14 protein-coding genes, 1 tRNA gene and 1 pseudogene are annotated in these 15,685 nt (G+C 59.2%); 8 read left to right on the top strand and 8 right to left on the bottom strand.

All coding sequences use genetic code 11. The features are described from left to right. Positions 1-127 precede the first annotated feature (127 nt). Both RGR602_RS08580 and RGR602_RS08575 read left to right on the top strand, forming a co-directional pair. Entirely contained in the window at positions 128-577 is a 450-nt protein-coding gene (locus RGR602_RS08580; protein ID WP_039846736.1) for a GNAT family N-acetyltransferase, read from the top strand. A 675-nt stretch (positions 578-1,252) separates the two neighbouring features. After that, a complete protein-coding gene (locus RGR602_RS08575; protein ID WP_082046508.1) occupies positions 1,253-2,707 on the top strand; it encodes a PAS domain S-box protein in 1,455 nt (484 codons plus the stop codon). 121 nt (positions 2,708-2,828) lie between these two features. Here RGR602_RS08575 and RGR602_RS08570 read toward each other — a convergent pair whose 3' ends face one another. Next, positions 2,829-3,752: a LysR family transcriptional regulator gene (locus RGR602_RS08570; protein WP_039844748.1), complete on the bottom strand. Its 924-nt coding sequence runs from the start codon at positions 3,750-3,752 to the stop codon at positions 2,829-2,831. Between the two features lie 99 nt (positions 3,753-3,851). On the opposite strand from RGR602_RS08570, the gene RGR602_RS08565 reads away from it, so the two are divergent. The 5 genes from RGR602_RS08565 (at position 3,852) to sthA (ending at position 8,548) form a co-directional block, all read left to right on the top strand. Further along, positions 3,852-4,910: an aldo/keto reductase gene (locus RGR602_RS08565; RefSeq protein WP_039844747.1), complete on the top strand. Its 1,059-nt coding sequence runs from the start codon at positions 3,852-3,854 to the stop codon at positions 4,908-4,910. A gap of 90 nt (positions 4,911-5,000) precedes the next feature. Beyond that, the gene (locus tag RGR602_RS08560) at positions 5,001-5,552 is read left to right on the top strand and encodes a nuclear transport factor 2 family protein (RefSeq protein WP_039844746.1); all 552 of its coding nucleotides are present in this window, start codon (positions 5,001-5,003) and stop codon (positions 5,550-5,552) included. A 135-nt stretch (positions 5,553-5,687) separates the two neighbouring features. Further along, complete coding sequence (locus RGR602_RS08555; RefSeq protein WP_039844745.1) at positions 5,688-6,038, top strand: Atu4866 domain-containing protein; 351 nt, start codon at positions 5,688-5,690, stop codon at positions 6,036-6,038. Between the two features lie 425 nt (positions 6,039-6,463). Next, positions 6,464-7,039 (top strand): dual specificity protein phosphatase family protein, encoded by a 576-nt coding sequence (locus tag RGR602_RS08550; RefSeq protein ID WP_039844744.1) that lies wholly within the window; start codon positions 6,464-6,466, stop codon positions 7,037-7,039. A gap of 102 nt (positions 7,040-7,141) precedes the next feature. Further along, positions 7,142-8,548, top strand: coding sequence for a Si-specific NAD(P)(+) transhydrogenase (sthA, locus tag RGR602_RS08545; protein WP_039844743.1), 1,407 nt, complete (start codon positions 7,142-7,144; stop codon positions 8,546-8,548). A gap of 109 nt (positions 8,549-8,657) precedes the next feature. Here the strand turns inward: sthA and tig are convergent, their stop codons facing one another. The 4 genes from tig to RGR602_RS08520 form a co-directional block, all read right to left on the bottom strand. Next, positions 8,658-10,139 carry a trigger factor gene (gene tig / locus RGR602_RS08540; protein ID WP_039844742.1) on the bottom strand — a complete coding sequence of 494 codons (1,482 nt, stop codon included), beginning with the start codon at positions 10,137-10,139 and terminating at the stop codon, positions 8,658-8,660. A gap of 272 nt (positions 10,140-10,411) precedes the next feature. Further along, positions 10,412-10,496: transfer RNA gene (locus tag RGR602_RS08535), tRNA-Leu, on the bottom strand. Between the two features lie 204 nt (positions 10,497-10,700). Beyond that, positions 10,701-11,228 (bottom strand): site-specific integrase, encoded by a 528-nt coding sequence (locus RGR602_RS08530; protein WP_039844741.1) that lies wholly within the window; start codon positions 11,226-11,228, stop codon positions 10,701-10,703. Positions 11,229-11,803: 575 nt separating this feature from the next. After that, positions 11,804-11,995, bottom strand: a complete 192-nt coding sequence (locus RGR602_RS08520; RefSeq protein ID WP_039844739.1) for a hypothetical protein — start codon at positions 11,993-11,995, stop codon at positions 11,804-11,806. Positions 11,996-12,835: 840 nt separating this feature from the next. On the opposite strand from RGR602_RS08520, the gene RGR602_RS08515 reads away from it, so the two are divergent. After that, a complete protein-coding gene (locus RGR602_RS08515) occupies positions 12,836-13,030 on the top strand; it encodes a hypothetical protein (protein ID WP_039844738.1) in 195 nt (64 codons plus the stop codon). Positions 13,031-13,269: 239 nt separating this feature from the next. Here RGR602_RS08515 and RGR602_RS39640 read toward each other — a convergent pair. From RGR602_RS39640 to RGR602_RS08505, 3 genes and pseudogenes are all read right to left on the bottom strand, one after another. Next, a pseudogene (locus RGR602_RS39640) lies at positions 13,270-13,350 on the bottom strand (hypothetical protein); the annotation flags it as partial. 121 nt (positions 13,351-13,471) lie between these two features. Beyond that, a complete protein-coding gene (locus RGR602_RS08510) occupies positions 13,472-14,062 on the bottom strand; it encodes a GDYXXLXY domain-containing protein (RefSeq protein WP_039844737.1) in 591 nt (196 codons plus the stop codon). Further along, the gene (locus tag RGR602_RS08505) at positions 14,059-15,162 is read right to left on the bottom strand and encodes a DUF2157 domain-containing protein (RefSeq protein WP_039844736.1); all 1,104 of its coding nucleotides are present in this window, start codon (positions 15,160-15,162) and stop codon (positions 14,059-14,061) included. The genes RGR602_RS08510 and RGR602_RS08505 overlap by 4 nt, the downstream gene beginning before the upstream one ends. Between the last annotated feature and the right edge of the window lie 523 nt (positions 15,163-15,685).

Here is a 15,685-nt window from a genome sequence, read left to right as displayed (position 1 = left end):
GAACTTTCACTAGGCAGGAAAGCGCCACAAGCGCACATTGCGGCTATCGCAGAACCCCGTACTATGCGCCGTCGCAAAAGTTAGGAAAACAAGTGTCGCTTCTATCGGGATTTTCGCGAGGGTGCTCATGCAGGTAACGATCCAGCTCGTCAGAGATCCGGGTTCACATGAACGGTCCGCCATTGCCGCGTCGCTGATTGAGTTCAACGCGTCTCGTATCGGGCGTCCGACCGAAGATAAACTGCTAGTTTTAACTGTCACTGAGCCCGAAACGGGAAATATCATTGGTGGGCTTTGGGGCAGCACGATTCATGACCACCTGCATGTCGATCTACTGGTAGTGCCGGAAGCGCTTCGCCATGGTGGTATTGGCCGTCGTCTCATGGCGCTCGCTGAGCAAGAGGCGATAGATCGCGGCTGCCGAGGCGCGTGGCTCACGACCCACAGCTTCCAGGCGCGCGGATTTTACGAACGGCTTGGGTATGAGGCCTTCGGGATCATGGATGATTATCCACCGGGACACAGCTTCATCTTTCTGAAGAAGCGATTTGAGACGCCCGGACATGTAGCGCCATGAGCCAGCTGCCGTCATCGCCGCGTAGCACGCCCCTACGGTTGTTACCGCCGCTGGTGACCATGTCTCGTATCGCTTCTTCGAATTCTTCACCGCCAATATTCGCAATCCCAGCACCCGCAGGGCCTATGGGCGTTGGCCCACACTGCGCGAGGCCAGCGGCATCGTCGCACTGATTGTCGGCGTCGTCTCCACATTGGGCAATGCCGTGTCGCAGAAATCCCAAGTCTTGCGACAAAATCGCCGGGGCTAAATTTTCACAAGAATTCCTGTCGCATAACTCAGTCGCGAAAGTCGGGGTTTCACGACCGAGCTTTGCGACTACCAATGGCCGCAACGGGCCGAACCCGGTCTTCCAACGCGTTCAAATTATGCCGAGCTTTCAATGCTGGACTACCGGAAAGCTCGGGCTTTAGGGAATGGGCTCGGCATAGTATCGGGCTCGGGATAAATTCCCACCTGCATCCGGACACGATTAGTGAAGACGCGGGATTTCCGCTAGTATCGTCAAATCCACACTGCTGTTGTGACGACGGGCCCTATCCGCCGCTGCATTCGGTAGGTTGGGCCTTCGCCTACGAGCCTTTACCTTCAGCCGCACCAGCGGCCAGATCGTGCGGACATCCGGGGAAGAGCCCAAAGCAATGTGATGGTCACGAAGTCTGCAAGGAGTATCGCATGAACAAGCCCCTGAGCCAGAGTGAGACGCCCTTCACTAGGTCCCGTCACGAGGCGGAACCGCACTCAGCTGTCGTCGCGATCCCCGCGAACATGGCGATCGAGCACATCCTTCAGGCTCTACCGGAAGCCGTCTATACGACCGATGCGTCAGGGCTCATAACCTTTTACAACGAGGCGGCCGCCGAGCTGTGGGGAGTGAGGCCGGAGCTCGGGAAGAGCGAATTCTGCGGCTCCTGGAAGCTATATTGGCCGGACGGCACGCCTCTGCCACATGACGAATGCCCTATGGCCATGGCGCTGCGCGAAAAGCGCCCGGTGCGAGGGCTCGAAGCATTTGCCGAGCGACCGGACGGCCGCCGGGTCCTGTTCCGGGCCTTTCCTACACCGATCTTCGACGCCGAGGGCACGCTGATCGGTGCGGTCAACATGCTCGTCGATCAATCGGACGCTGCTGTCGCCGACGAAGCCGCGCAGCGGGTCGCAGCTATAGTGGAATCATCCGACGACGCCATCCTGGCAAAGGATCTCAACGGCACAATCACCGACTGGAACCGCGGCGCCGAGCGGCTTTTCGGCTATACCGCCGAAGAAGCCATCGGCCGCTCGGTCACCATGCTCATCCCGCTGGATCGAGCCGATGAGGAGCCCAATATCCTCGCCCGGCTTCGACGGGGCGAAAAGATCGACCACTACGAGACCATCCGCCGGCGCAAGGACGGGAGCCTTGTCGAGATATCCTTGTCGGTGTCGCCAATCCGAAATCGCGCAGGCCAAGTGATCGGCGCATCCAAGATCGCGCGTGACATCACCGATCGCAGGCGCGCCGAAGAGCAGCAGCACCTTCTCCTCCGAGAGATGGATCACCGCGTCAAGAACCTTTTTGCGCTGGCGAGCAGCGTCGTGTCGCTGAGCGCGAAAAGGGCGACGACACCGCGCGAGCTCGCCACAGCAGTGTCTCAAAGGTTGGGAGCACTCGCCCAGGCTCACGCCTTGACGGTGGCGCAGACGTCCCAGGCGTCGGACCGCATCGAGCAGGCGACCACGCTCCATACCCTGTTGCGAACGATCCTTGCGCCATATGATCGCGGCGCGGACGCAACCGCACCGCATGCGGTGGTAAGTGGCCCCGACGCGACGATCTCCGGGGGGTCTCTGACGAGCTTCGCGCTCCTGCTGCACGAGTTTGCGACCAATGCCGCGAAATATGGGGCGCTGTCGACCGACAAGGGTTGCGTCGAAATCGCCTGCGAAGAGGAAGGCGACACCTTCGTCCTCACCTGGACCGAGCGAGACGGCCCGCCCGTAATGCAGGCCGCTGACGGGGACGGCTTCGGCACGACTCTCGGCCGCGCCACAGTCCGTAGCCAGCTCGGCGGCGAAATCCAGCGAGACTGGAAGCCGGAAGGCCTCGTCATTCGGTTATCAGTCCCGCGCGATCGCCTGCAAGCCTGACGACAGGCCGCGCAACGATCTCGGCCGACTTGGGCGAGCCCGAGCCGGGGTCCTTCAGCCTTGCCCGAAGCACCACAGCATGGCTTCCGCTCGCTCCTGGCATCGACGCGACATCCGATCGCTAAGGTTCACTCGAACCCGCAGACCCTCGGCGCTGTCGCCACCGCCTTACATGCTCAACCAAGGCGCGTAGCTTCGGGGCGAGATTCCGCCGATTGGGAAAATAGAGGAAAAAACCCGCGAACGGCGGGCAATACTCTTGGAGGAGAGGCACCAGTTTGCCGGATGAGACGAACGGTCTGAATGTCTCCTCCATGCCAAACGTTATGCCTCCCCCCGCGCAGGCCGTGCGGATCATTAGCCACATATCATTGGTGGTGATCTGAGGATTGACCGCCACGTCGAACTCACGTCCATTTTCGGCAAACTCCCAGCGGTAAGGCGCGGTGCGCGGTGCGGGACGCCAGCCAATACAGCGATGCTGGGCCAGTTCCGAGGGGTGGGACGGCTTCCCGAAGCGCTCGATATAGGAAGGCGCGGCAACCGCGCTTTGACGTTGCTCGCCGGACACCGGGATAGCGATCATATCCTGGTCTATCACTTCGCCAAGCCGCACCCCCGCGTCATATCCCTTCGCCACAATGTCGAATTCTTCGTCCGTGACGGTCAGATCGATCTGAACGGCAGGATAGGCGTCCGCAAAGCTCGACAGCAGCGGTCCTGAGATGAACCGTTCTGCGATCGAGGACACTGCCAGCCGCAAAAGGCCGCTCGGAGCGATGTCTCGATCCGCGGTGGCGTTCAGGGCCAGGGCGACCTCCGCAATGGCTGGCGCCACGCGCTGGTAAAGCTGTTCGCCAGCCTCTGTCAGGCTGACGCTTCGGGTTGTTCGCTGAACGAGCGCGACGCCAAGCCGATCCTCGAGGCGACGGATCGTCTGGCTCACAGCCGGCCGCGTGACACCTAAGTGCTCGGCGGCCGCGCGGAAGCTTCGTGCCTCTGCGACGGCGAGAAAAACAGAGATGCCATTCAGGTCCATAGCCATTGGTTAGCCCAACTTACCAGCGTGGTCACGATTGGGCAAGTTGTCTGCCCCTCTAGAACTGCTACTTTTGGCTCGGTCAATCGGAGATGGCTAACCAAGATGATGCTCGAGAACTACAAGCTGCTAGGACGCTCAGGATTGCGTGTTTCGCCCATAAGCCTGGGCACCATGACTTTCGGGTCGGATTGGGGTTGGGGCGCCGACGGTGTCGAAGCCCGCCGCATCTTCGATCTCTATGTCGATCGGGGCGGCAATTTCATCGATACCTCGGTGAACTACACCAACGGCGCCGCCGAACGCTTTCTCGGGGAATTCGTCGGCGACAAGCGTGAGCGGCTCGTCATCGCGACGAAGTTCACGATGGCCCGCGAGCCTGGCAACCCCAATTCGGGCGGCAATCATCGCCTCAACATGATGCGATCGGTCGAGCAGAGCCTCAGGCAGCTTGGCACTGATCGCATCGATCTCTTCTATCTGCACGGATGGGACATGACGACCCAGCCAGACGAGGTGATGCGCGCCCTCGACGATCTCGTTCGGTCGGGAAAGATTCTCTATGTCGGCATCTGCAATACGCCGGCATGGCGGATCGCCGAAATGCAGACGCTCGCCGACATGCGCGGATGGTCCCCCTTCGTCGCGCTCCAGATCGAATACAGTCTCGTGGAACGAACCGTCGAGCATGAGCTCATGCCGATGGCCGCAGCTTTGGGACTCGGCGTGCTTCCGTGGTCGCCGCTGGGCGGCGGCGTGCTGGCCGGTAAATACTCCCGTAACGACGTTCAGGAATCACGGGAAGCAGCCGTCTCTCCCAGCCGCAAGGGCGTCATCGCCTCGTCGGGGCATCTCAACGAGCGCTCAATCGAGATCGCGCACGAGGTTCGCACCGTTGCTCAGGAAATGGGCTCGACACCGTCTCGGGTAGCGCTTGCATGGACCCTGGCCAATCCCACGGTCGTGTCTCCCATCATGGGCGCCCGCACCATCGCCCAGGCGGAGGAAAATCTGGGCGCTCTGGACGTGGCGCTGTCGCCAGAGCACCTCGATCGCCTGAACCGGGTAAGCGACCCGGATCCGATATTCCCTGCCCGTTTCGTAGATCGCCCATTGGTTCAGCAACTCATCTTCGGCGGTGCTTCCGTGGCTCGCCGCATCTGAACTCAGACGAAGAATACCAACATGCGTGAAGGCGGTTGCCCAAACAGCGGCCTTCCTCGCCCTTCAGCAACCCAAGAATGGAATGATACCATGACCTTTTCCTCATTGACCGATCGCCTCACCGCCGCAGGCTGCAAACTGCTGGTCGCGTCAGCATTCGTGGCCACCATCGGACCGGCGCACGCCGAGACCAGCGCGCCGGACGCCCGTGTCGGGATCCAGGAGACCAGTATCGAGACGCAGAACAAGGCCATCGTGCGCAGGGCGTTTGAGAAATGGCGTGCAGGCGGTAACGTCTTTGCAGAGCTTCTCGCGCCCGACGTCGTCTGGACAATCCATGGCTCCGGCCCCGTAGCCGGCACCTACCGCAGTCTCCGGGATTTCGTCGAGCGGGCCTCTGCCCCCCTGGTCAGCCGTCTCACGACCCCTGTGTTGCCGGAGGTGCATGACATCATGGCCGATGGAGACATGGTCTTCATCCGCTTCGACGGCACGGCCACGACAACCTCGGGAACACCTTATCGCAACCAGTTCGTTTGGATATTTCGGATGAAGGACGGCTCTGTCGTCGAGGCCGAGGCCTTTTTGGATCTCGTCGCCTATCAGCAGGTTGTCGAGAACAACGAGCCGCGTGCGCAATAGCCGGCAGTCATGCGTTCGCCTGTGGGTCGGCGTCACGCGTCGGCAGGCGCCAAGACAGCCGGACCTCAGACCCATGCAGAAACCTAATTCGGCTCTGGCAGCCAAGATATACAATAAATGTTTAGGAGCCCGATCATGCGGCATGCATTTGCAATCGTGTTGAGCGCAACACTCTTGAGTGAATCGGTACAAGCCGGGGAATCCAAATTGCAGGCTAGCCATTCCTATACCGGCATGTGGGTGACCGACGACGGCCATGTCCGCCACGAACTCCTGCCGAGCGGGCGTTATGTAGAGGCACGCGGTAAACGCGAACGCGCCTATGAGGGGCGTTACGCAGTGACCGGCACACATATCGAATATTGGGACGACACCGGCTTCACCGCCGATGGCGACTTCGTCGACGCAAATACCTTGCACCACGGCGGTATGGTTTTGCGCCGCCTTACGGATCGTATCGCAGACCCCTGCATCTCGAAAGAATAGTGGCGCAGCGCCGATCTGCTTTTGGTACGATCTTCCGCGCCGCGGTCGAAGCGCGTCTTCCTTTCACATCGGCGATGCTGCGGCGGTTGCAGGTTCCATCGTCCTGCACCCTTTTTGGTGCGAGGGAACTGATTGAAGTCTGAAGAGCGCGGCAGCGCGTGACCTAACCTTCTTCGCCTCGCGTGCGAACAGCCGGGCGCACGTTGTCGCGGCCATCCTTGACAAGGTCAAAAAGATTGGCCGAACAGCAGTCAATCCCAGCAGAAGTCCTTGTATATCCACGACCGCATCATTATCGGCAAGGACTGGCCTGCCGCCAAGCGAGGGCAGACGCTTAAAAGCGCCACCATTCAGGTGTCTGTCAGCTTCGGATCGCAAAGAGCGCATGCTGCCTCGCAGGTAGCGTTCCGAGGCAGAGGCATTCGATGACGACAAAATTCTTGCCACGCTACGGGAAGGCGGCGCTAAGGCTTTTTTGCCTATTCCTGCTCACCGCAGGCGGTTATTTCCTTTATCTGCAGGCAACGGACAATTTCGCAACGGTCGTTGCCGGCGAAGTCTACCGTTCGTCGCAGCCGTCCGCCCAATCAATCACAGAGCTTGAAAAACAGTATGGCATCAAGACGATCCTCAACCTCAGGGGTAAAGCCGACAGCTCCAAATGGTACGCCGACGAGGTTCAGCAGGCGAAAGCATTGAACATCGTCCATATCAACTTCAAAATGTCCGCCGGAAGGGAACTGAGCTCGGAAAGGGCCAAGGACCTCATCGCCATCATGCGCGACGCGCCGAAACCGCTGCTGATCCATTGCCGCGCCGGTGCCGATCGCACCGGGCTTGCCTCAGCTCTCTATCTGGCCGCCGTCGCCGGCAAGGACGAAGAGGCTGCCGAGGGCCAGTTGTCGCTTCTCTACGGGCACCTGCCCTTCCCGTTCAGCCGCGCTTTCGCGATGGATCGCACGTTCGAGAAATTGGAGACCTTCGTTTTCGGCAATTCCTGACATCAGCCGAAAGTCAATCTGTAACATTGACCAGCTACCCGCGGATGAGCGACATTTTGCATCGCAATATATGATTCCAAATTCCAATTCCGGGGCCGAGCCATGTTTCAGTACGATCTTGTTGTTGTGGGCAGCGGTCCGGCAGGACGCCGAGGCGCCATCCAGGCTGCGAAGCTCGGCAAGAAGGTCCTGGTCATCGAACAGGGCAAGCGTGTCGGCGGTGTTTCGGTTCATACGGGCACCATCCCTTCCAAGACGCTGCGGGAGACGGCTCTCAATCTCTCCGGCTGGCGCGAGCGCGGCTTCTACGGACGTGCCTATCGCGTCAAGGAAGAGATCAGTGCCGAGGATCTGCGCCGCCGCCTGTTGATTACCCTCGACCACGAGGTCGAAGTGCTCGAGCACCAGTTCGCCCGCAACCGCGTCCAGCACATCCGCGGCAGGGCAAGCTTCGTTGATCCCTCGACGCTGCAGGTGATCAAGGATGACGGGGAGACCATGCAGGTCAGCTGCGCCAGCATCCTGCTTGCCGTCGGCACCAAGCCATTCCGCCCGGACTACATCCCCTTCGACGGCAGGAGCGTGATCGACAGCGACGAACTGCTCGATATCAAGGAACTGCCGCGTTCGATGGTCGTCATCGGCGCAGGCGTCATCGGCATCGAATATGCGACGATCTTCAGCGCCCTCGATACGGCCGTGACTCTGCTCGATCCCAAGTCGACCATGCTCGATTTCATTGACAAGGAGATCGTTGAGGATTTCACCTACCAGCTCCGCGACCGCAACATGAAACTGCTGCTCGGCCAGAAGGCGGACAAAGTGGAGACGCTCGACAACGGCAAAGTCGCGCTAACGCTCGACAACGGTCGCCACCTGACGACAGACATGGTGCTTTTTGCCGCCGGACGCATGGGGGCGACGGACGCGCTCAACCTTGCTGCCGCAGGCCTCGAGGCAGACAGCCGCGGCCGACTGAAGGTCAATCCGGAAACCTTCCAGACCTCGGTGCCGAACATCTATGCCGCCGGCGACGTCGTCGGCTTTCCGAGCCTCGCCTCGACCTCGATGGAGCAGGGCCGCATCGCCGCCCGCGTCGCCATCGGCGCGATCGCCAAGGAGCCTCCGAAATACTTCCCTTACGGCATCTATGCCGTGCCGGAGATTTCCACCTGCGGCCTTTCGGAAGAAGAGGTCAAGGAGCGCGGCATTCCCTACGAATGCGGCATCGCCCGGTTCCGCGAGACCTCGCGCGGTCACATCATGGGCCTCGAAACCGGTCTCCTTAAGATGATCTTTTCACTGAAGACCCGCCGTCTGCTCGGCGTGCACATTGTCGGCGAAGGGGCGACCGAACTCGTGCATATCGGCCAGGCGGTGCTCAACCTTAAGGGCACCGTCGAGTATTTCGTCGAGAATACCTTCAATTATCCGACGCTTGCGGAAGCCTACAAAATCGCCGGCCTCGACGCCTGGAACCGCATGGGCGACATCAAGTCGGAACTCTGAGCCGCCCGCCTCATTTCCAGCGCTGCCAGCACAGCACTCGCATTGCCGCCCAAAGAAAAGGCCCCGCCGAACCCGGCAGGGCCTTTAATTTCAGCCTTTGAAGAACCGATTACTCGGCGTCGCCTTCGGAGGCCTTCTTCTTCGGGGCGGCCTTCTTTTTGGGAGCAGCTGCCTCTTCGCCTTCGGAATCTTCAGCCTTTGCGGCTGCTTTTTTCTTCGGCGCGGCCTTCTTGGTTTCCTTCGCTGAACCTTCGCCTTCTTCGTCGGCGAGCAGCTCTTCCTTGGTGACCTTCTTGTCCGTGACGTCGATCTCGGTCAGCAGGTGATCGATGACCTTTTCCTCAAAGATCGGGGCGCGGATCGAAGCGGCGGCGCCCGGCTGGCTGCGGAAGAATTCGAGGATCTGCTTCTCCTGGCCCGGATACTGGCGCAGTTGCTCGTAGATCGCGCGCTGCATTTCGTCTTCGCTCACTTCGACACCGGCCTTTTCGCCGATTTCGGAAAGGACGAGGCCGAGGCGGACGCGGCGTTCGGCGAGTGTCTTGTATTCTTCCTTGGCCTTCTCTTCCGTCGTATCTTCGTCTTCGAACGTCTTACCCGACTGAGCGAGATCGTTGTTCACCTGGCTCCAGATGCCGTTATATTCGGCTTCGACGAGCGACTTCGGGGTCTCGAACTTGTACATCTCGTCGAGCTGGTCGAGGATCTGGCGCTTGACCTTCTGGCGGGTCAGCGAGCCATACTGCGACTCGATCTGGCCGCGGACGATTTCCTTCAGGCGATCGGCGGAATCGAGGCCGAGCTTCTTTGCCAGCTCGTCATTGATTTCCACGTCGGCCGGAGCAGCAACTTCCTTGACGGTGACGTCGAAGGTAGCTTCCTTACCGGCGAGGTTCTTTGCCGGATAGTCGGCCGGGAAGGTCACGGTGATGATCTTCTCGTCGCCAGCCTTGACGCCGACGAGCTGGTCTTCGAAACCCGGGATGAAGCGGCCTGAGCCGAGGACGAGTTCAGCACCCTGATCGGTGCCGCCTTCGAAGGCTTCACCGTCGACCTTGCCGACGTAATCCATCGTGACGCGGTCGTCATTGGCGGCTTTGCCCTTCTTGGTTTCGTAAGAACGGGCGCTTTCGGCAACCTTGAGAACTTGCTCGTTGACTTCTTCGTCAGAAATATCAACGACTTCGCGAGTGATCTTGATGCCCTGGACGGATTTCAGTTCAATCGGCGGCAGAACTTCGTAGGAGAGCGTGAATTCGAAGTCCTGCTCTGCGGCGAGAATCTTGTCCGCTTCGTCCTTGTCTTCCGTCATTGCGATTTCCGGCTGCGTGGCGGACTTCTCGCCACGGCTGGAAAGGATCTGAGTAGGCTGCTCGCGAACGATCTCGTTGACGAGATCGGCCATGATCGACTTGCCGTAGACCTTCTTGAGGTGGGCGACCGGGACCTTGCCCGGACGGAAACCATTGATGCGCACCTTGTCCTTTACGTCGGCAAGGCGCTCGTTCATCTTGTTTTCCATGTCCTTGGCCGGGATAACGACCTTGATTTCGCGCTTCAGCCCTTCAGCGAGCGTTTCGATAACCTGCATGTCTTCCTACCTTCATTTCGTGGCGGCCGTGCCCAGACGCCGTTCGTTTCGATGAGCACGACGCCGGAAAAATTGCCGCGCGTGGCTTTTGTCAGATTCCAATGCATCCCTCCCAAGGGGGGACGGCGCCATCCTGCCGGATAATTGAGGCGACCTATCCCGGTCCTCCCACCTGCAGGCCAGCTTTGGTGCGGGTAGAGAGACTTGAACTCCCACGCCTTGCGGCACCAGAACCTAAATCCGAGGCTCTACCCATTTCTCCACTCAGTTTTTGGTGCGGATGAAGGGACTCGAACCCCCACGCTGTAAGGCGATGGAACCTAAATCCATTGCGTCTACCAATTCCGCCACATCCGCATGATCTGGTGAATTTTGACACCGTTTGTCACAGGCTTTGTCACAAGTCAACGCTAGTTCTCGCCCACCACAGAAAGCAGCGGTTTCGGGCTTTCTAACAAGTCTCCGAGGATGTCAGAGCAAACGTCGAGGTACCCGTTCCGAGCTTCGCGTAGATCAGCGTCGTCTCGATCCGCTTGTGACCGAGCCACGTCTGGACGCGCTTCAAGTCCACCCCACGTTGCACCTCCATGAGGCGCATGTATGGCGAAGCGTATGGACGACCACGTCGTCGAACCCGAGAGCCTCCTGCATCCGGTCCCATGCCGTGCGCAGTTTGCCGTCCTTCTTGAAGTGCGCGAACGATCCCTTGCTGTTCGGGTTAAGCCTCTCCATCGTCTTGATCGCGTCGATGGTTGGCTGCGACATGGGAAGCGTCTTCGGTGGCGACTTCTTATCCCCGCCGATGAACAGGGCCGTGCGACAATTCAGCGCGAAATTGTTCCAGCGAAGATCCATGATGGTACCCGAGCGAGCCCCGCAGTGAAGCGCGAAGACTGTGAAGGCGTACATCTCGTCGTGGTAGACCGTCTCCCGGTAAGCCAGAAGGTTCTGCGCCTCGTCCTTCGTTTGGAACCGGAGGCGTTCGTTCGTCTCGCCTGAGAGGCGCACCTTATCGAAAGTCCCACGGTAGCGGGTTCTCTTGATCATGAAATCCGCCATGAAGGCATCGCCTCGTTTGCGTACAGCCATTGCTATCTCTCTAAGAGTTCAATGAGGGTTTTGAAGACGCGCTGCCCCTTCAGGGTTGCTCGAACGCGCTTGAAACTGCGGTCTCTCGGGTCTTCGTAAGCTTTCCGGCCGGGAACCTTCTGAAGTTCCTTCCCGACTGGCGTGTAATGCTCCTTCGTGAGTTCATCGTTCTTGCGGGTGATTGATCGGCCACCATCGCCAAGGCCAGTGCGTTGCGCCAGCTCCTTGATGGTGAGGTCAGGTGTCCCCGACGATGTGCAGTGAGACCAGACGCGGGCCGTGAGGATTGCTTGCTTGCATTTGGGAAGTCACAGACCGGCGTGTGCCAGCCCGGTTGAACGCGGGTGAGTTAATTGGGGTTCAGACCCCCAAAATCCCCTTCAGGAGCTATTGCGCCATCTTCTTTGATCACCTCGGCGAACATGATAGCCATAACGAGCGCGACGAAAATCATTCCCCACATCTCAAGCGTATGGCCTTGAGCGTGCTTCTTTGCCGCTATGAATATGCAAGTGCCACACAGGGTAAGCCAAGCCAACCCAATCAGCCTCTCAATTGCCAATTCCCAATCCATATTAGGGAGCCATTATGTGCGCCTTCGGTGCGATCGATAGGACCGCGTTACCGTCACCCGGCGCGCTCTTGCCATATCCAGCGATCGCTAGCCCGATGAATGCCACAACGAATAGAATGGATAGGACGCCGAGCCAGTCCGCCCGGAGCGTTACGCCAGCGCTTGCCCTTTGCGTGTCTGCTATGTCTGTCATGCCTTAACCCCTTAGCCTTCCCTCCCATGGCGCTAAGATAGACGGTCAGCTGCACCTAATGAACACGCCAGAATGACGCCCACGAAACATCTAGCTGGCAATCGCCAGCCAATCGCCGGGTCATTTTGACATTACGTCAGTGAGAGCTTGCCTGTGGGAGCCGAAGCGCGTTCAGGATTTGGAACCGCAAGCCGTGTCGTGCCGGTCCTTCGCGTTCATATATCCAGCCATGGCACTTGCAAGGCCAATCGATAAGCGAACTTGAACTGCGTCCTCCCAGACCGCGACCTGATCGCTTCTTCGATGATCTATGATACGGTAGGTTCCGTTGTTTTCCCGTTCAATTTCGTATCTCATCGCCGCGCCTATCTTGAGCTTCAGCCGACATTAAAGCCGCATTCTAGCTGATTCGCCATTTTGTGACATTATGTCAGTTAGCAGAGACTAATAAACCATCCCCTTTAGTTCACTCTTGGTTGCTTCTCGGTTCCCTTTATTACCTCTTTTGGTTGACCTAAACGGTCCCCTGGCGCTGCACTGAACGGCAGTCGGATCAAACGACACCGATTAGAAGGCACTCGAACGAACATTCTTGGTCTTCAATGCCTTTTGATAGCCCGCTAGCCCCGCCCCCTGCCTTCACAAGATACAGCATCTAGTGTGAACCATTGATTTCATTGGAGAATTAGGCGCGTTGTGACAAAAGAAGGTGACAGTGGGTCGACCGACGCGGCACATGAGTTAGATCGAAGGGGTACCGTGGGTCACGGCGCGTGCTGCATATCGATAGGTGGCTCAGAATTTTGTACCAAAATTCCGGGTCGGGGTTAGGATCACCTCATGGAGAAGCGCCCGCCACACATCAGGTTCTTCGTCATGAAGTATGACAACGAACCCTATTGGTCCGTGATCGATATCTTCACGGGAAAGCCGCATGTGCTCAAGGGTGTCGTGCTGAACAGATTCGAGGCCGAGGAGGCTGACGAGATGGTCGATCTCCTGAACCTCCAAGACATGAAGACAAGGGCATCCTGAGGCATCAATGAGCCGACACGACGAGACGAGGAAGGCCAAGCCAGTCGGAGACACAGCCAGCGACAGCACAAGACCGTCATCATGAGCAAGGGACCGCTGCCGGATGATATGGGTCATCTAGTAGAACAGACGGACTTGTTCACCTCGTCGGTCGTGTAGCTGGCCGTGTTGTCGTAGTCCCAGTCAACGAGCGAAGAGCAGACCGCGAGCCTGTGCTGGTTCATGATCGGTTCGAGGGTGTCGATGATCCGAGCTTCCTTCTGGTGCTTCGACCAGCAGCGTCCTCGATAGACACCGGTACTTGACCACAAACCGGGCACGGAGAAGCTGAGCGAACATCCCGTCGCCCATGTTCGGCTCGACGAGGATGATGTTCACGCCCTGTCTCTGAGCCGTGGAGAGAACCGTGTCCAGCCCCCCTCGCCTGGCATTTCGCCAAAGTCAGTAGAGCGGCTCCTCATAGGCGGGCTTGCCGTCTACGAGCAAGCTGCGGATCTGAGCCGTGCCATCGCTTGAAATACGCGCAGCAATCGAAACGCTGCCGTCCTGCCGGGCCTCCTCCAGCGGCTTGCCTTGGCCTTCCGGCACATAATAGCGTTCGATCCCGTATTCGGCGCGGATCGTGTCGGCCGTGCGCACACCGTAGCTGTAAAATGGACGGCTCTTGAGCACGGCGCTTTCCGCTGCCTCGGGGAGCGGCTGGAACGAGGATTCGGCGATTGCCCAAAAGCCGTCCGGTTGCTTTTTCAAGCGGACCCAGAGCGTCTGCTCGCCCGCTACGGCGGGCAGCTCGCCGACCACCGTCTGTGCCGGAACCGACGAAATTTCGTAATTCAGCACGACATAGTCGCCACGCAGGAAATCACGTGGATCGACAGGTGTCGTCTTCAGCAGGACTTCGGTGCCGCTACGCAGGATCGCCGCGCGGCTTTCGATTATGTATCCCAGAATGATGGTCTGGAGGGCGGCAGCAATGACCGCCGCAATCAGGTAACCCCTGCCCGATTGACGTTTTGAAGACAACGCATTCATTCCGTCACCTCCGTCGACCTTGCACCGAAACGTCTCTCGAGGCGGATCACCGCCCAGGCGACGATCGCCACCAGCAGACCGGACAGAAGAAAGAGGCTCGACGTTCCGAGGATCGAACCGACTGTGACGGAAGCAAGATAGAAAACCTCGGCGGCAAAGGTGGCGTAGGCAAGATAGCGCACGGCGCCGTTGTCTCGGCCCTGCAGCGCGATCGCAAGCACGGCCGTTGCGAGCGTTGCCATGCCGACCACAACAAGCGGCCAGCCTTCATCGTGCTCTATGTTGAGCAACAGCAATCCGACTGCCGCCACCAAGAATGGGTAAAAGGCCGGCGCAGCGCCCGCAGCCCTTATGAATGCGGAGCCACGCAGCGGCGGCAGGCTGACGGAAATGAACGCGGCCATGCCGCAAAGCACGAAGGCGAACGCAGTCCGGATATCTTCATGCAAGGTGTAGAGCCATGCAAGCCAGCCCACAGCAAGCAGATAGGCAAGGTGCCGTGCACGAGCTGCGCCGGTAAAGCGCACCAGTGCGACAATGACCACGGCCATGACGGGCGGCGCCCAGGGATCGAAACCCACCCAGCGCGCGCCGTAGTCCGTCAGATAGACAGCGAATGAGGCCCAGGACAGAAAGCCGCCTATGGCAGTCACGACACCTGAGCGGAAGAGGGCGGCAGACACGGTCGCGATCGCGAACCAGAGATACATAACAGTCTGCTCGTCACCCGACAGATGATACATCTGGCCGATGAGGGAGATCGCGCCGCCGAAGCTCAGGGCACCGATGACGAGCAGGCCGCTCGCAACCGCCGACGCCCCCCGAGCAAACAGTAGTGCGGCGCCGAGATAAACAGCCCAGATCAGGGCGAGGATCGCGCCGACGCGGACCAGCCGCGGAATCGCCTCCCAGTTGGAGGCGATGAGCAGCAGGACTGCCGCCGCAAGCAAGACCGCGGCAAGCACCATCAGCACATTGCCGAGACTGAAACTTGCAGGCCGGCTGTCATATTCGACAAGCAGCAACTCCGCCATCGCCTCGGGCAGCAGACCCTTTTCCACCCAGAGCGACAGATCCCGCTCCAACCGTCCCCGATACATGCCTGCCTCCGTGCCGATTCCAGCGGCTTTCCCATCAATCTTATAGATGGAGCAGCGTCTTTCGCAATCTCCCGAGCCTGTGCCGTTCAAGATACTTCACTGTGCGAACTTGGTACGGAATTAACCGAGCATTAACAGCAGCGCGCTAGGATGGAGTCCTTGCAGATAAGGCATGCATGAAACGCATGGCCACCATGAAAATATTGCACTGCAAAATAACCATTAGTCATACTATATTGACGATCAAGAAGCGCGGGTATGGCAGCCCGGCCCGGTTTACCGGATGCCTGCGGATATGATGTCCGCAACGAAATTCGGAGTAGCGCACTCCTCCTCCCAGCGCCCTCCGATAGACTGACGACACTCCTCCTCCCAGTTGTCAGTCACCAACATGACGCCCACCGGATCCTCCCCCGGTGGGCGTTTTGGTTTGCGGGCATAAAACGATTAGCCTGCCAGTTTGCAAGGATCTCGCCGAGAGCCTCACCAAGTCGTGAAACGCCCGGCTCCGACCGCTTGGGAA

It is taken from the genome of Rhizobium gallicum bv. gallicum R602sp, assembly GCF_000816845.1.
Classification (GTDB): domain Bacteria; phylum Pseudomonadota; class Alphaproteobacteria; order Rhizobiales; family Rhizobiaceae; genus Rhizobium; species Rhizobium gallicum.
This window is presented reverse-complemented; position numbering and strand designations above follow the sequence as displayed.

Excerpts from the sequence above, each read along its gene's own strand:
- RGR602_RS08505 (WP_039844736.1), bottom strand. The coding sequence starts at position 15,162 with ATGTATCGGGGACGGTTGGAGCGGGATCTGTCGCTCTGGGTGGAAAAG.
- RGR602_RS08550 (WP_039844744.1), top strand. The coding sequence starts at position 6,464 with ATGACGACAAAATTCTTGCCACGCTACGGGAAGGCGGCGCTAAGGCTT.
- RGR602_RS08575 (WP_082046508.1), top strand. The coding sequence starts at position 1,253 with ATGAACAAGCCCCTGAGCCAGAGTGAGACGCCCTTCACTAGGTCCCGT.
- sthA (WP_039844743.1), top strand. The coding sequence starts at position 7,142 with ATGTTTCAGTACGATCTTGTTGTTGTGGGCAGCGGTCCGGCAGGACGC.
- RGR602_RS08530 (WP_039844741.1), bottom strand. The coding sequence starts at position 11,228 with ATGGCTGTACGCAAACGAGGCGATGCCTTCATGGCGGATTTCATGATC.
- RGR602_RS08560 (WP_039844746.1), top strand. The coding sequence starts at position 5,001 with ATGACCTTTTCCTCATTGACCGATCGCCTCACCGCCGCAGGCTGCAAA.
- RGR602_RS08565 (WP_039844747.1), top strand. The coding sequence starts at position 3,852 with ATGATGCTCGAGAACTACAAGCTGCTAGGACGCTCAGGATTGCGTGTT.
- tig (WP_039844742.1), bottom strand. The coding sequence starts at position 10,139 with ATGCAGGTTATCGAAACGCTCGCTGAAGGGCTGAAGCGCGAAATCAAG.
- RGR602_RS08520 (WP_039844739.1), bottom strand. The coding sequence starts at position 11,995 with ATGACAGACATAGCAGACACGCAAAGGGCAAGCGCTGGCGTAACGCTC.
- RGR602_RS08510 (WP_039844737.1), bottom strand. The coding sequence starts at position 14,062 with ATGAATGCGTTGTCTTCAAAACGTCAATCGGGCAGGGGTTACCTGATT.
- RGR602_RS08580 (WP_039846736.1), top strand. The coding sequence starts at position 128 with ATGCAGGTAACGATCCAGCTCGTCAGAGATCCGGGTTCACATGAACGG.
- RGR602_RS08570 (WP_039844748.1), bottom strand. The coding sequence starts at position 3,752 with ATGGCTATGGACCTGAATGGCATCTCTGTTTTTCTCGCCGTCGCAGAG.
- RGR602_RS08555 (WP_039844745.1), top strand. The coding sequence starts at position 5,688 with ATGCGGCATGCATTTGCAATCGTGTTGAGCGCAACACTCTTGAGTGAA.
- RGR602_RS08515 (WP_039844738.1), top strand. The coding sequence starts at position 12,836 with ATGGAGAAGCGCCCGCCACACATCAGGTTCTTCGTCATGAAGTATGAC.